This window comes from Nocardia sp. NPDC058499 (assembly GCF_042719915.1).
GTDB lineage: Bacteria > Actinomycetota > Actinomycetes > Mycobacteriales > Mycobacteriaceae > Nocardia.
Genome location: NZ_JBHXMZ010000002.1, coordinates 745,736 through 760,913, shown reverse-complemented (window position 1 = coordinate 760,913; position 15,178 = coordinate 745,736). Strand labels below are relative to the sequence as shown.

Annotated in this window: 8 protein-coding genes and 1 pseudogene; 2 read left to right on the top strand and 7 right to left on the bottom strand. The window is 68.8% G+C overall.

Annotated elements, in window-relative coordinates; all coding sequences use genetic code 11:
- Positions 1 to 17: 17 nt before the first annotated feature.
- The 6 genes and pseudogenes from ACFWPH_RS08540 to ACFWPH_RS08515 all read right to left on the bottom strand — a co-directional run bounded on the left by ACFWPH_RS08540 (position 18) and on the right by ACFWPH_RS08515 (position 11,881).
- Positions 18 to 3,833, bottom strand: a complete 3,816-nt coding sequence (locus ACFWPH_RS08540) for a multifunctional oxoglutarate decarboxylase/oxoglutarate dehydrogenase thiamine pyrophosphate-binding subunit/dihydrolipoyllysine-residue succinyltransferase subunit (protein WP_378748926.1) — start codon at positions 3,831 to 3,833, stop codon at positions 18 to 20.
- A 107-nt stretch (positions 3,834 to 3,940) separates the two neighbouring features.
- Positions 3,941 to 7,615, bottom strand: a complete 3,675-nt coding sequence (locus ACFWPH_RS08535) for an ABC transporter ATP-binding protein (protein ID WP_378748925.1) — start codon at positions 7,613 to 7,615, stop codon at positions 3,941 to 3,943.
- Between the two features lie 309 nt (positions 7,616 to 7,924).
- The gene (locus ACFWPH_RS08530; RefSeq protein ID WP_378748924.1) at positions 7,925 to 8,707 is read right to left on the bottom strand and encodes an ABC transporter permease; all 783 of its coding nucleotides are present in this window, start codon (positions 8,705 to 8,707) and stop codon (positions 7,925 to 7,927) included.
- Positions 8,704 to 9,648, bottom strand: a complete 945-nt coding sequence (locus ACFWPH_RS08525; protein WP_378748923.1) for an ATP-binding cassette domain-containing protein — start codon at positions 9,646 to 9,648, stop codon at positions 8,704 to 8,706. The genes ACFWPH_RS08530 and ACFWPH_RS08525 overlap by 4 nt, the downstream gene beginning before the upstream one ends.
- Positions 9,649 to 9,833: 185 nt before the next feature.
- Positions 9,834 to 10,475: pseudogene (locus ACFWPH_RS08520) on the bottom strand (hypothetical protein); the annotation flags it as partial.
- Between the two features lie 386 nt (positions 10,476 to 10,861).
- Positions 10,862 to 11,881: a glutathione S-transferase family protein gene (locus tag ACFWPH_RS08515; protein WP_378748922.1), complete on the bottom strand. Its 1,020-nt coding sequence runs from the start codon at positions 11,879 to 11,881 to the stop codon at positions 10,862 to 10,864.
- A 38-nt stretch (positions 11,882 to 11,919) separates the two neighbouring features.
- Between ACFWPH_RS08515 and ACFWPH_RS08510 the strand changes: the two genes are divergently transcribed.
- Together ACFWPH_RS08510 and ACFWPH_RS08505 are read left to right on the top strand one after the other, a co-directional pair.
- Positions 11,920 to 12,714 carry an enoyl-CoA hydratase/isomerase family protein gene (locus ACFWPH_RS08510; protein ID WP_378748921.1) on the top strand — a complete coding sequence of 265 codons (795 nt, stop codon included), beginning with the start codon at positions 11,920 to 11,922 and terminating at the stop codon, positions 12,712 to 12,714.
- A gap of 129 nt (positions 12,715 to 12,843) precedes the next feature.
- Entirely contained in the window at positions 12,844 to 14,292 is a 1,449-nt protein-coding gene (locus tag ACFWPH_RS08505) for a class I adenylate-forming enzyme family protein (protein WP_378748920.1), read from the top strand.
- Positions 14,293 to 14,301: 9 nt separating this feature from the next.
- Here ACFWPH_RS08505 and ACFWPH_RS08500 read toward each other — a convergent pair whose 3' ends face one another.
- Positions 14,302 to 15,060 (bottom strand): tyrosine-protein phosphatase, encoded by a 759-nt coding sequence (locus tag ACFWPH_RS08500; RefSeq protein ID WP_378748919.1) that lies wholly within the window; start codon positions 15,058 to 15,060, stop codon positions 14,302 to 14,304.
- Between the last annotated feature and the right edge of the window lie 118 nt (positions 15,061 to 15,178).

Genomic DNA, 15,178 nt, shown 5'->3' with positions numbered 1-15,178 from the left:
GTCGTGCGAATCGACGATCAGCTGGTGGGCTCGAATGCCTCGTCGATGATCTCGGCCTGCTCCACCGCGTGCACCTTGCTCGAACCCGAGGACGGGGCCGACATGGCGCGGCGCGAGATACGACGCAGGCGGCCGAGGCGCTGCGGCAGCAGCTCCGGCAGGTTCAGGCCGTAGAACGGCCAGGCACCCTGGTTCGCCGGTTCCTCCTGCACCCATGCGATCTCGGTGGCATTGGAGTAGCGCTCCAGCGCCTCGTTCAACCGGAACTTCGGCATCGGGTAGAGCTGCTCGACCCGGACGATGGCGATATCGTCACGCTTACGCTTGGCCTTCGCGGCGGCCAGCTCGTAATAGAGCTTGCCGCTGGTCAGCAAGATGCGCTTCACCGCGGCGCGATCGCCGACGCCCTGTTCGTAGGTGGGCTCGTCGAACACCGAGCGGAACTTGGACTCGGTGAAATCCTTCAGATCGCTGACCACGGCCTTGTTGCGCAGCATCGACTTCGGGGTGAAGACGATCAGCGGGCGGCGGATACCGTCCAGCGAATGCCGGCGCAGCAGATGGAAGTAGTTCGCCGGGGTGGACGGCATCGCGACCGTCATCGAACCCTCCGCGCACAGCTGCAGGAAACGTTCGATCCGGCCCGAGGTGTGGTCGGGACCCTGGCCTTCGTGCCCGTGCGGCAGTAGCAGCACAACCTCCGAAAGCTGGCCCCATTTCGCCTCACCGGACGAGATGAACTCGTCGATGATCGACTGGGCGCCGTTGACGAAATCGCCGAACTGCGCCTCCCACAGCACCAGCGCTTCCGGGTTACCCAGCGAATAGCCGTATTCGAAACCGACGGCGGCGAATTCGCTCAACGCCGAATCGTGCACGGCGAACCAGCCCGGGTTGGCGCTGTTGATGTTGTGCAGCGGGGTGTACTCGGCGGCGGTCTTGCGGTCGATGATCACCGAATGCCGCTGGGTGAAGGTGCCGCGCCGGGAATCCTGCCCGGTCAACCGGACCGCGCGACCCTCGTCGATCAGTGTGCCGAAGGCGAGCAACTCGGCGAACGCCCAGTCGACTTTGCCCTCGTAGGCCATTTCGCGGCGCTTCTCCAGCACCGGCTGCACGCGGGGATGCACACTGAAACCGTCGGGCACGTTCAGGAAGGCGTCACCGATCCGCTGCAGCACCGATTTGTCCACGGCGGTGAGCACGGTGGACGGGATCTGCTGGGCGTCTTCCACCGATTCGCTCGGTCCCGGCGGGTACTTCTCCAGTTCACGGACCTCGTTGAAGACCCGCTCCAACTGCCCCTGGTAATCGCGCAGCGCGTCCTCGGCCTCTTTCATCGAGATATCACCGCGGCCGATCAGGCTTTCGGTGTAGCTCTTGCGGACGCTGCGCTTGGTATCGATGACGTCGTACATGTACGGCTGGGTCATCGACGGGTCGTCGCCCTCGTTGTGACCGCGGCGGCGGTAGCAGATGAGGTCGATGACGACGTCCTTGCGGAACTTCTGCCGGAAATCGACCGCCAGGCGGGCCACCCAGTCGCAGGCCTCGGGGTCGTCGCCGTTGACATGGAAGACCGGGGCGCCGATGAACTTGGCAATATCGGTGGAGTATTCGGTGGAGCGGCTGTTGTCCGGCGCGGTGGTGAAGCCGATCTGGTTGTTCACCACGATATGGATGGTGCCGCCCACGCGGTAGCCGCGCAGACCCGACAGGTTCAGCGTTTCGGCCACCACACCCTGACCGGCGAACGCGGCATCACCGTGCAGCATCAGCGGTACGACCGAGAAACCCTCTTCGCCGTCGCCCTTGTCCAGCAGATCCTGTTTGGCGCGCACCAAACCCTCGAGCACCGGGTCGACCGCTTCCAGATGAGACGGGTTCGCGGTCAGCGAGACCTCGACCTCGTTGTCGCCGAACATCTGCAGGTAGGTGCCGCGGGCGCCGAGGTGGTACTTCACATCGCCCGAGCCATGCGTGGCGGCCGGGTTCATATTGCCCTCGAACTCGGTGAAGATCTTCGAGTAGGGCTTGCCGACGATATTGGCCAGCACATTGAGCCGGCCACGGTGCGGCATACCGATCACGACCTCGTCGAGCGAATGCTCGGCGCACTGGTCGATCACCGCGTCCATCATCGGGATAACCGATTCGGCGCCCTCGAGAGAGAACCGCTTCTGGCCGACGTACTTGGTCTGCAGGAAGGTTTCGAAAGCCTCGGCCGCGTTGAGCCGGTTCAGGATGTACTTCTGCTGGGCGACCGTCGGCTTCACATGCTTCTGCTCGACCCGGTCCTGGATCCACTTCAGCTGGTCGGGTTCCAGGATGTGGGTGTATTCCACACCCACGTGCCGGCAGTAGGCCTCGCGCAGCACCGACAGCACATCGCGCAGCTTCATCCGTTCCTGGCCGTGGAAACCACCGACGTTGAACTCGCGGTCGAGATCCCACAGGGTCAGGCCGTGCTGGATGACATCCAGGTCGGGATGGCTGCGGAACTTCTCCTTGACCAGCCGCAGCGGATCGGTATCGGCCATCAGGTGCCCGCGGTTGCGGTAGGCCGCGATCATCTCCAGTACGCGGGTGCTCTTGTCGACCCCGCGCTCCTGGATATCCTTGCGCCAGCGGATCGGCTCGTACGGCACGCCCAGGCCGTGGAAGATCTCGTCGTAGAACTCGTCGGCGATGAGCAGTTTGTGGATGGTGCGCAGGAAATCACCGGATTCCGCGCCCTGGATGATGCGGTGATCGTAGGTCGAGGTCAGCGTCATGAGCTTGCCGATACCGACCTCGGCGATCCGCTCGTCGCTCATGCCCTGGAACTCGGCCGGGTACTCCATGGCGCCCGCGCCGATGATCGCGCCCTGGCCCTGCATCAGTCGCGGCACGGAATGCACGGTGCCGATGGTGCCCGGGTTGGTCAGCGAAATGGTCACCCCGCTGAAATCCTCGGCGGTCAGTTTGCCGTCGCGGGCGCGGCGGACGATGTCCTCGTAGGCGGTGTGGAACTGGGCGAAGTTCATCTCTTCGCAGCCCTTGATGGCCGCGACCACGAGGGAACGGCTGCCGTCCTTACCGGGCAGGTCGATGGCCAGGCCCAGGTTGGTGTGGGCGGGGGTCACCGCGTTCGGCTTCCCGTCGACCTCGGCGAAATGCCGGTTCATGTTCGGGAAGGCCTTCACGGCCTGCACGATCGCGTAGCCGAGCAGATGAGTGAACGAAATCTTGCCGCCGCGGGTGCGGGCGAGGTGATTGTTGATGACGATCCGGTTGTCGATCATCAACTTGGCCGGGACGGCCCGCACGCTGGTGGCGGTGGGGATGGCCAGCGATGCCGACATATTCTTGGCGACCGCCGCGGCGGCACCGCGCAGCACCTTCTTCTCCTCGGCGGCCGACGGCTTCGGTGCGCCCGAGGTGGGGGCGGCGTTCGAGGTCGGCGCCGGGGTGGTCTTCGGCGCGCGCTGCTGCTGTGCGGTCGCGGTGGTCTTCGCCGCGGTGGTGGCGGGCGTGGCCGGCTTGGGGGCGGCGGCCGGGGTGGCCGCGCCGGCCGGGGCGCCGGGGGCGGCGGCGCGGGTCTTCACGGAGGCCGCCTCGGCGGGGACGGGGGCGGGGGCGGAATTCACCGTGCGGGCCGCCGGTGCCGGGGCGGACTGCGTGGTGTTACCGGTATCACCGGAGGTCTCGGGGGTGTAGTCGGCGAGGAACTCGTGCCAGCTGGCGTCGACCGAGGATGGATCCTGTTTGAACTTCTGATACATCTCGTCGACCAGCCACTGGTTCTGACCGAACTGGGATTTTGAGCTGCTCACAGCAGGTGTTCGCCTCATTTCGTTCTTCGCGCTGCGACGTTTGTGACGTGCCCGGCACCGGGGATCGGTGGATGGGTACCGATACGCCCTCTGACGAGGATAGGCCCCTGTGCCCATCGGCAACGTCACCGACCACCGGTCTGCCCCGACCTCATAGTTGACGACTCGTGTCCTATCGAGAATATTCCTTCCGTGTTACCCGCGGCTGTCCACAGGCGGGCATACTCCCCGCCGGCCGCCAGCAGCTCGGCGTGTGTCCCGAGTTCCACGATCCGGCCGTGCGCGACAACGGCGATACGGTCCGCGCGTGCGGCGGTCGCCAAGCGGTGCGCGACGACCACCGTTGTCCGGTTGCGCGCCAGCGAACCGGTCGCTGCCAGCACTTTCTCTTCCGCGTCGGGGTCGAGGGTGGCGGTGGCCTCGTCGAGCAGCAGCACATCGGGATCGACGAGCTGGGCGCGTGCCAGGGCGATGAGCTGGCGCTGACCGGCGGACAGCCCGCGCCCGCGTTCCCCGACCGCCCGGTGCATTCCGCCGGGGAGACCGGCGATCATCTCCGCTGCGCCCACCGCCCGGGCGGCCGCGGCGATCTCGGTTTCGGTCGCGGATGGTTTCCCGAATGCAATGTTGCTCGCGATATCGCCGGTGAACAGGTGAGCTTCCTGCGGGACCATGCCCAGCCGGGAGCGGTACCGGTCCAGCCGGTAATCGCGGATATCGACCCCGTCGGCCCGGACCGCACCGGAATCGGTGTCGGCGAGGTCGTAGAGCCGGGCCAGCAGTTTGACGATGGTGGATTTCCCGGCGCCGGTAGCGCCGACCAGCGCCAGCGACCGGCCCGGCGCCACGGCCAGCGATACCTCGTCGAGTGCGGGGCGTTCGGTGCTCGGGTAGCGGAAGCGGACGGTGTCGAGCTCGAGGTCCCCGCGCAGGCCGGCGGTGAGCGGGTCGGCGCCGGGCGGGTCGGCCCGGATCGACGACGGCGTGCGCAACAGTTCGCCGATCCGCCGCAGGCCGACTCGTGCCTGCTGGTAACCGTCGAAGACCTGCGACAACTGCTGCACCGGGCCGAACAGCAGTTCCAGGTACAGCACGAACGCGATGAGAGTGCCGGCGCTGGTCTCTCCGGCGGCCACCGCATGCGCTCCGGTGAGCACCACCAGGGCCAGCGCCAGATCGGTCCACGACGCCATGAACGCGAAGTACAGCGCGATGGCCCGCTGGGCCCGCATCCTGCTGCGGCGGTAGCCGGCGGAGTATTCGGCGAACCGGTGTGCCGAACGCCGTTCGTGCCGGTAGGCCTGGACGGCGCGCAGGCCGGCGATGTTCTCCTGGAAATCGGCGTTCACCGTCGACACCCGTTCCCGGGAGATGCTGTAGGCCACCGAGGAGACCCGGCGGAAGATCACCGTAGCGATGATCAGCGGGGGGAGTACGCCCAGCAGTACCACGAGGGCGAGCTGCGTATCGATCACCAGGAGGGCGAGTGCGATCCCGGCCAGCGAGAGCCCGCTCACCATGGCGGTCGACACACCGGTCTGTAAGAAGGTGGACAGCGCGTCGACATCGGTGGTCATCCGCGTCATGATCCGGCCGGACAGTTCCCGCTCGTAGTAGTCGAGCCCGAGCCGCTGCAGATGGGCGTAACTGCGGATTCGTAACCCGTAGAGCACTCGCTCGCCGGTACGGGAGGTGAGCAGGGTGGTCGCGGCGGCCACCACCCAGCCGGCCAGGACCAGTCCCGTACCCAGGAGCGCGGTGACGGCGAGGGCACCCGGGTCGGATCCGGCGACACCGGTATCGATGGCATGCCGCACCAGCGGTGGGAAACCGATTCCGATGAGGGCGTCCAGGGCGAGGAGCAGCACCGAGGCCAGGACCAGGGTGCGTACCGGGCGCAGCAGGCGCATCAGCCGGAAATCGGGATCGGGCCGGCGCAACCGGGCGGGATCCAGCCGGGGTTGCTCGTCGGCCGCGGGCAGGCGGGCGATCTCCCGGCGCAGCTCGGGTGTTTCGCTGAGATTCGCCGCGGCGGCCATCCGGCCCCTGGATTGTGGGACCGGCAGGCGCTCGGATACGACGGCGGGTCCGCTCACCACGGTTGTTGCCGGTTCCGGCAGGCGGATCACCCGGTCGGCGTGGGCGAGGGTGGATTCGCGATGCGCGAGGATGACCGTGGTCCGCGACCCCTGGTCGGGCAGGGCGCCGAAAATGGCCGCCTCGGTCACCGCGTCCACCGCCGAGGTGGCGTCGTCGAGAACGAGGATCCGTGGCCGGGCCAGCAGTGCCCGGGCCAGCGCGATCCGTTGTCGCTGACCGCCGGAGAGGGTGAGCCCGCGTTCCCCGACCACGGTGTCGTAGCCGTCGGGCAGCGCTTCGATGAAATCGTCGGCGGCGGCCTGGCGGGCGGCCTCCCGGATCTCGGCGTCGTTGGCATCCGGCCGGCCCAGGGCGATATTGGCGGCGACGCTGGAGCTGAACAGGAACGGATCGTCGAAGACGACACCGACGGCCGCGCGTAATTGCGCCGCGGCGACCTCGGCGATATCGACGGGCTCGGTGGCGCCCGTGCCGAGCAGCCGGATCCGGCCGGAATCGGGGGCGTAGAACCGGGGCAGCAGCAGTGAGAGCGTGGTCTTCCCCGACCCGGCCGGACCGATAACCGCGACGGTTTCGCCGGGGCGTACCCGCAGGTCGAGATCGCGCAGAATCGGTTCCCCGGGGTCGAAACCAAAGGTCACCGATTCGAGTTCGATGCCCAGTGGGCCATCGGGAACCGGCGCCGGCTCCGGCGGATCGGCCACCGCCGGACCGGCGTCGATCACCTGGTACACGCGTTCGGCCGCAGCGCGGGTGAGCTGGGCCAGGATGATCACCGACGCCATCGTGCGTGCGGTGGTGGTCATCGTCGTGACATAGGCGCTGAAGGCGAGGAAGGTGCCGAGGCCGATGCTGCCCTGCAGGGCCAGCCAGCCGCCGAGCGCGATCACCACCACCAGGCCCGCCTGCGGTATCGCGGCCAGGGTGGGGGAGAAGCGGGCGTTGATACCGGCGGCGCGCATCCGCTCGCCGAACAACCGGCGCCCGTGCCGCTCCAGTACGTCGACCATGCGCGATTCCTGGCCGAACCCCTTGACCACCCGGACCCCGGTGACGGTTTCCTCCACATGCTGGGCCAGCTCCGCCGCCCGCTGCTGGGCCGACCAGGTCGCGGCATGCAACCGGGGCCGCATCCGGTAGACCACGGCGATCACCAGCGGCACCATCGACAACGCCGCCGCCGCCAGCGGCGGGGACAGCCACAGCATCACTCCGGCCGCGAGCACGAACTGCAGCAGCGACATCCCCGACAGCGGTGCCATCGCCAGCAGTGATTGCACCAGCTGCAGGTCGGTGATGGAGCGGGACACCACCTGGCCGGTGCGCAGGGCGTCCTGGCCCGCGCCGTCGAGCCGTTGCAGCGAGCCCAGCAATTGCAACCGCAGCCCGTGCTGGACATCGAGGGAAAGTTTCCCGGCGAGCATCCGCCGCCCGAACGATGCGGCGAACCGGCCGGCCGCGAGCAGCGCCAGCAGCCCGGCGACGATACCGATGGCCCGGGTGGCGCCGGTGGTCGCCGAATCCACAGCCCACTTTGTGAGCAGCGGGGCCACGATCTCGGCCGCAGCCCCGGCCACCAACGCCAGCGCGATACCGGTCAGCGTGCCACGGTGACGCCGGCACTCCGACCACAGCCTGCGGATCCACCCGGCTTGTGCGCCGCCGCCGGCACGCTTTGCGGCGGGCTCCGAATCGCTCATGCTCCGTCGACCGGACGGGCGCGCGGTCTCTGCGCGGTCACTTTTCGCCGCGGCATCCGGATACGAGTCGCTCATACCGCGTCCACCGGGCACGCAGGCGGACCCGCCACGGTTATCCGTCGCGCTATCGCCTCCGGGGCCGACTCCGCCTCCGGGTTCGACTCGCTCATCCGCCCCTCCCGTACACCCCCGCTTTCACCTGCCATCGACCATAACGACGCCCACCGACAGGGTCTTGTTCCCGAGGGCGCGGCTGGGCGGTCGGCGAGCCCGCCGTGTCCACAGCGGCGGACTCCGGAGACGCAGGTGTCAGAGTTCCGTACGCCTCAGCGACCACCAGCTCCAGCCGCCGATTCCCACGGTCCACAGCAGCAGCACAACGATCGCCGCGGGCGCCGGGGCCAGCAGGTCCGCATCGGCGAAGGATCCGGAGAGCAGGGTGCTCAGCGTGGCGGATCCGGGCAGCAGTGTCACGACACCCGGGATGCCCATACCCGCGGTGACCACCCACAGCAGGGGTTCGACGAGCAGCAGCCACCCGAGGACGGCGCCGACCGCGAGCAGCGGCGCACGCACCAGCAACCCGATCCCGGTGCCGATCAGCGCCCAGCAGACGGCTGCGATCAGGCCGCCGCCGAGAACGGCGAACAGCGAACCGGTGAACTCGAATTCGTCCCGCCCGAACAGCAGCAGGCAGAGCACGGCCACGATCTCGACCGCCAGTGCGGCGGCGAGTGCCGCGAGACCGGTGACCAGGAATTTCGCGCCGGCCAATTTGTCGCGGTCCACGGTGAACAGGGCAGTGATCATGAGGGTGTCGTGCTGATGTTCCCCGGCCGCACCCGCGGCGCCGAATGCCGCGGCCCCCAGCACGACGGCGAACAGCGCTATGTAGAGCCCGATGGTCGCGGCACCCGTCACCGGCTGGCCCTCCGGGTCCCGCGGGCCGGCCAGGATGGCGCTCATGGCGGGCGCCGCGATAGCCACCGCCACCGCAAGACCGGCGAGGACCCGGGTATAGCGCAGCGTGACGGCCTTGCGATATTCGGAGAGCACAGGCGGAATCAGTTCCGCGGGGACGACGTCGATCATCGGGAAACCCCGTACGGCAGAGAAGTGGACGGCGGCATACCGGGACCGGCCGGCCGGGATGCGGCGGCATGGGTCAGTGAGGCGAGAACGCGGTCGGGATGGATCCGGTCGGCGACGATCGCGTCCAGCCGGACCTCGGCGGCCCGGGCGGCCTCGACGATATCGTCCTCGGTCGCGCCGGCCACGGCGAGTTGATCGTCCGGCCGGATCACCGCGTCGGTGAAACCGCGGGCGGCCAGGGCCGTGGCAATCGCGATCGATGACGAGGACGCGACCACCAGCCGATCGGGGTTGCGCCGCCGCAGCCGCGCCGGGCTGCCCTGGTAGGCGACCGTTGCGGTGGTGCCGAGCACGATCAGATGGTCGGCGATCGGCAATGCCGTGACCAGGCTCTGCGCGGTGAACAACGCGGTCCCGCCGCGGCGGGTGTGCTGCCGCAGGAAACCCTGCAGCCAGGAGATCTCGGTGAGCTGCATACCGGCGGTGGGGTCGTCGAGGATCAGTAGTGGCGGGTCGCCGAGCAACGCGGTCGCCAGGGCGGCGCGGGCTTCCTCCCCGGGCGTCAGCTCGTCGGGGACGGTGCCGGCGCGCTCGGTGAGACCGGTGATCTCCAGCACGGCCTGCACCCGCCGATCGGGGTGCCCGCCGGCGGCGGCGTACACCCGCAGATGGTCACGGACAGTGCGCCGGGGATGCAGTCCCCGGGGCGCGAGGACCGCGCCCACCGCCGAACTACCGCGCCCACCGCTCAGCGTCACCGACCCCGTGGTGGGCGGGAGCAGTCCCAGCAGGGCTGCGACGATCGTCGATTTCCCGGAGCCCGGGGGGCCGACCAGCGCGGCGCAGGTACCCGAGGCGATATCGAACGACACGTCCTGCGCGCCGATCTCGAAGTCCGGGAAGCGTTTGGTCAGGCCCCGGACCGTGATCGCGGGCCTCATCGGGGACCGGCCGGTGGTTGCCGGGGGTCGGTCGGAAGTGCTGCCGGTGCCCCCTGCGGCGGCTGCCGCCGGCCGTCCTCCGGCGTGACGCGAGGTGATTCCGCCGCCGGCGGTAATTGCGAATCCGGCTGTGCCACGGACTTGTCCGGCTGCTCGGTGCCGGGCGCGAGTTCGGCGTCCAGCACCATCTCGTCGGCGAAATAGTGCGGTGCCGGTCCGAAAGCCTTGCGGGCGTTGTTGATCGTGGCCTTACCGAGCGCCCGGTTGCCGACACCGCCGATCACGGCGCCGATCCCGGCGGGCACCACCTTGCCGGCCATCAGCGCGGCGCGTTTGGTGAGGAACCGCACGATGAACCGTTTGAGCAGCGAATCGTTCATACCGGACAGGCCGGGAACCTTGTCCGCGAAAACGGTGCCCCAGTTCTTGGCCGAGGACCCGACGCTTTTCTGCACGATCTCCATACCGCTGTCACCCAGGACCACGGCCAGCACCATGGCGCGGCGCTGCGGGGCGTCCTCGGGCCGGACTCCGTGTACGGCGGCCACCGCGAGTGTGAACAGCGCCGAGGCCTCCATGAAGAAGGTGGTCTCGGCGCTCACCGCGGCAAGCGCGGCGATCGTGCCGACCCCCGGAACCGCGGCCGAGGCACCGACCGCGCTACCGCTACCCGTGACCGCCAGCAGATACTGGCGTTCCAGGCGTTCGACGATCTGGGCGGGCGTTTCGTCCGGATGGGCCCGCCGCAGTCGCGCGACGTACTTGGCGACGGCGGGTGCTTGTAGCCGGGAACCGTGGTCGAGCGCCTCGATCACGGCTTTTTCCACTGCCCCGTTACGCACGGCGTCATCCTCCTTTGCGAGCCCTATGCACTGTATGGCACGGGGCCGACCTTCGTCCGTTCCGACAACGGATTACCCGGCTTCCGGGTTCCGTATCTTTGGCGCCGCCTTCGGCGGCGCGGGGTTTCGGCCCTTCAGGTCCATGCTTTCCGCCCGCGATACTCGCGGCTGCGCCGCATCGTCTCGCGGGCGGAAAGCATGGACGGGCCGAAACCCTTCGAGGGCCTCGCTGAACTCGGCGCTGCCGTTGGTCGCGTGGAGGTCGGTTCCGGGTGTCGTTGCCGGTCCTGTTCGGACTCGAGGGGCGTCGCGGATGTTCGCTCAGGTGTGGGTCCGGACTCGGCCGCCCGGGCCGGTGCGGCAGTGCGAAATCACAGCGCGCCGTGTCCTTCGGGGACCTCTTCGTCTGGGGCAGGTGGCTCGGGTGGGGTGCCGTCGCCGAAGGGGCGTCCGCGGAGGGCTTCGCGGCCGTGGGGGGAAAGCCAGTCGGACAGTTCCGGTCCCTTGGGGACGGTCTGCGTCGGGTTGATATCCGTATGGACCTTGTAATAGTGGTCCTTGATCTGGGTGAAGTCGATCGTGTCGCCGAATCCGGGGGTCTGGAACAGGTCCCGGGCATAGGCCCACAGGACCGGCATCTCGGTGAGTTTGCTCCGGTTGCATTTGAAGTGGCCGTGATACACGGGGTCGAAGCGGACCAGGGTGGTGAACAGCCGGATATCGGCTTCGGTAATCGTGTCACCCACCAGGTAGCGCTGGCCGGACAGGCGGTCGCTCAGCCAGTCCAGTGCCGTGAACAGGCGGTCGTAGGCGGCGTCGTAGGCGTCCTGGGCGCCGGCGAACCCGCAGCGGTACACCCCGTTGTTCACTTCGCGGAAGACCCGGGCGTTCACCTCGTCGATCTCGGGACGCAACGGTTCGGGGTAGAGCTGTGGTGCCCCGGCGCGATGGTGGGCGGACCACTCCAGCGAGAAATCGAGGGTGATCTGCGCGTAGTCGTTGGTGACGACCTGCCCGGTGGGCACGTCCACGATCGCCGGCACGGTGATTCCGCGCGGGTAATCCGGGAACCGGGCAAGATAGGCGTCGCGCAGCCGGGGGATCCGCAGGACCGGGTCGAGGCCGCCGGGGTCCAGGTCGAAGGTCCAGCTCAGTTTGTCGTGGGTGGGCCCGCACAGGCCCAGCGAGATCGCCGACTCCAGGCCGAGCAGGCGGCGCACGATCAGGGTCCGGTTCGCCCACGGGCAGGCCCGGGCGGCGACGAGCCGGTAGCGGCCCGGCTCCACCGGGTAACCGTCGCGACCGTCGGCGGTGATCCGGGTCGTGATGTAGTTGGTATCGCGCTTGAACTCACCCGGTTCGACGTAGCTGCCCTGTTCGGTTTCGGTCATGTTCCCAGTCTGGCAGGACCGGGCCATAAGCTGCCGGTATGAGCGCTACCAAACCCACTCGTCTGCACCGTTCGGTCACCTCGGGCGGCGCCGAGATCGCGACACTGACGTTGGCGGCCCCGCCGCTCAACCTGTTCGACAAGGCCATGTTCGACGCGCTGACCGGCGATATGGCCGAGCTCACCGCGCGGCCGCCGCGGGCCCTGCTGATCCGCGCGGAGGGGAAGGTGGTTTCCGGCGGTGTGGATGTGCACAGTTTCGACGGGCTGACCGCCGACCAGGGCGCGCAACTGTGGCAGGACCTGTTCGACCGGATCAGCCACCCGATCGAGGCACTGCCCTGCCCGGTGGTGTTCGCGGCGCATGCGCTCACGCTCACCGCCGCGTTCGAGATCGCACTGGCCTGTGATCTGATCCTGGCCGCGCCGAAGGCGAAGTTCGGCCTGGTGGAGATCGTGGTGGGGCTGACTCCGTCGATGGGCGGTCCGCAGCGGCTGGCCGAACGCGCGGGGTCGGGACGGGCGCGGGAACTGGTGATGACCGGCGATCTGTACGACGCGGCCACTATGCGGGAGTGGGGTGTGGTCAACCAGGTCCACGACGATGTGGAGTCCGCCGCGGTGGCGCTCACCCATCGGCTGGCCGAGGGACCGACGCGTGCGCACGCGGCCACCAAACGGATCGTGGAGGCGTGGCGTTCGGGCGGGGTCGGGCACGCGGATTCGGTGACACCCGAGGTCTCCGGCGAGTTGTTCGATACCGAGGATCTGCCGCGCGCGGTACGCAGCTTTCTCGAGGTCGGCCCTGGTAAGGCCGCCTACAGCGGCCGCTGAGTTGCGGGAAAGTTGCCGGAAAACCACTTCCGGATCTCGATTCGATCGGATTCGCCGACTCCGCACCCATTTTTGTGATCTGGGTCATATAGTCACAGGTGCCTGACTGTTCGACTGTGCGGAGGTTCGATGCAAGCCGGTACCACCACGACCATCGGGCCTGCTGCCGGTCCACTACTCCGCGCGACCACCGGGCAACCGGCCCCGGCGGAGCCCGCCCCGGCGGGCGCCGAACGCCGTGACCGGGCGGCGGAATCGCTACCGCAGGATCTCGAAGGCCCGTGCCGCCGGGCCGATTCGCCCGCGATCTCGCTGGTGGAGTTCCCGCTCGCCGATCCGGCTTCGGCGGCGCCGCTGTCCCGCGGGGCGGACGGCATCCTGCGGTACGGCAATCTGAGTCCGGCGCTGACCGAACTGCTCGATCTGCAGGTCCACGCGTTCGCCGACCGGGAGGCCGTGGTAGAGGTCGGCGGCGGCCGGCTCACCTATCGGGAACTCTGGCATTCGGCGTCGCGGGTGGCCGGTGGTTTGCAGGAGCACGGGATCGGCTACGGCGACAGAGTCGCGGTGCATATGCCGCCGGGGGTGCGCTGGGTGCAGGCGTTCCTGGGCGCGCTGCTCAGCGGTGCGGTGCCGGTACTGGTGCATCACGGTCTGCCGGACGGGCCGGCCGAACAGGTCATCGCCGACAGTGATGCCGATTTCGTCCTGGGTTCGGCGCAGCGCGGCTGCGGTGCCACCCGCAGTGACGGGCCGTGGTCCACCGATCTTCCCGACGGCGCGGCGTTCATCGACGACGGTGCGGCACTCAACGATCTGGCGTTGCTCTGCTACACCGACGGAGCGGGCGGGAGCGAGCTACCGACCGGTGTCGAACTGACCAACGAGAATCTGCTGTCGGCGATCAGATCGATGGTGGCTGCGCTCGATCTGCCCACCGACGGGATGCGCAATCTGGTACTCCAGCCGCTGGCCCACGCCGGTGGCTGTGTGGATCAGCTGCTGCCGACCTTCGCGGTCGGTGGCACGGTGGTGCTGGCGCAGGGCGGCGCCGGAGTCGCCCGGGCCATCGCCGGTGAAGGCGTGGATACGGTGGCCGCGAATACCCGCATCCTCGCCGGGTTGCTCCCCGAGCTCGCGGTGGGCCGGGCCGGTGGACTGCCGACCGATCGCGTGGTCCGGATCAGCAGGTCGGATCAGCGCCTCCCCGCTGCCGGCGGCGCCGCCGATCCCGACTTCCTGGCGGAGCTGTGCCAGGTCTTCCCGTCCGCCCGGCAGTGGTCGGTGTGGGGCGCCACCGAGACCAGCGGTATCGGTCTCGCGCTCGGTCCCACCGCCGGCCTCGTCGGCGGTGTGGACGGTACGGTGCTGGGCTTTCCGTTCGGCGGCACCGAGCTGGCGCTGTGCGGGCCACGGGCCGCGGCCGGTCACGGTGAGCTGCTGTGCCGCGGGCCGAATGTGTCCCGGCGGTATTGGAAAGATCCGCAACGCACAGCCGACCGGTTCACCGGCACCTGGTTCCACACAGGTGATCAGGTGAGTATCGGCCGCGACGGGCTGGTTCGGCGCAGTGCCTGAAGCCCGGCCTCAGGCGACCAGCCGGTTACGCAGCCGTTCCCGCAGGTCCGCGGTGAACCCGACCGCCCGCAGGTAGGAGTCGAAATCCCCGTGCAGTTCCGTGCCGGCCTCCAGGCCGGCGCGCAGGTATTCCTCGCGGACTTCGAGTACCGCCTGCGGCAGGTCGGCACCGAACTCGTCCTTCAGCGAGGAGCGCAGTTCGGCGACGGCGTGGTTGCTCAGCAGGTAATCGGTGAGGATCTCGGTCTCCGGAACACCCACCGCCCGCAGCAGGGTGGCCACCGACCATCCGGTGCGGTCTTTACCGGCCGCGCAGTGCACCAGAACGGCGCCACGGTCGGCGACGATCGCCTCGGCGAGGGCCAGGAGAGCGGCATGCGCCTCCGGACTGGCCGGAAAACCCCGGTACACGTCCATCATGTAGGCCAGCGCCGCGCCGGGTGCGTCCTCTCGGCCGGCGGCCGCCTCATGCGGCGGGGCGGTGGCGGTTTCGCCGTGGAACGGGGTGACCCGGAGCTGGATATCCGGCGGGAGGTGGTCGGCGCCCGCGCGCTCGATCTCCCGGTATCCGCGCAGATCGTGGACCGCGCCGACGCCGAGTTCGCGCAGCGTCGTATGGCCGGGGTCGCCGAGGCGGCTGAGCTGGGCCGACCGGAGTAGGACCCCGGGCCGGATGGTTCCGCCGCCGTGGACGGGCAGGCCGCCGAGGTCTCGGAAATTGAAGGTGCCGCTGATCCGTAGATGGTCGGCGAGGGGAGAGCTGGTCACCGAATCAGGCTAACCGGCCGGACAGAAATGGGAGGCAGTGTGTGATGAGGCACAGTGATCGGGCTACGCGGTGGCGTCGTCGTAGACTGACCGATGGCCTCTGCCCGGCGGGCGGCAG

Coding starts and splice junctions, on each gene's coding strand:
- ACFWPH_RS08540 (WP_378748926.1), bottom strand. CDS start 3,833: ATGAGGCGAACACCTGCTGTGAGCAGCTCAAAATCCCAGTTCGGTCAG.
- ACFWPH_RS08535 (WP_378748925.1), bottom strand. CDS start 7,615: ATGAGCGATTCGGAGCCCGCCGCAAAGCGTGCCGGCGGCGGCGCACAA.
- ACFWPH_RS08530 (WP_378748924.1), bottom strand. CDS start 8,707: ATGATCGACGTCGTCCCCGCGGAACTGATTCCGCCTGTGCTCTCCGAA.
- ACFWPH_RS08525 (WP_378748923.1), bottom strand. CDS start 9,648: ATGAGGCCCGCGATCACGGTCCGGGGCCTGACCAAACGCTTCCCGGAC.
- ACFWPH_RS08515 (WP_378748922.1), bottom strand. CDS start 11,881: ATGACCGAAACCGAACAGGGCAGCTACGTCGAACCGGGTGAGTTCAAG.
- ACFWPH_RS08510 (WP_378748921.1), top strand. CDS start 11,920: ATGAGCGCTACCAAACCCACTCGTCTGCACCGTTCGGTCACCTCGGGC.
- ACFWPH_RS08505 (WP_378748920.1), top strand. CDS start 12,844: ATGCAAGCCGGTACCACCACGACCATCGGGCCTGCTGCCGGTCCACTA.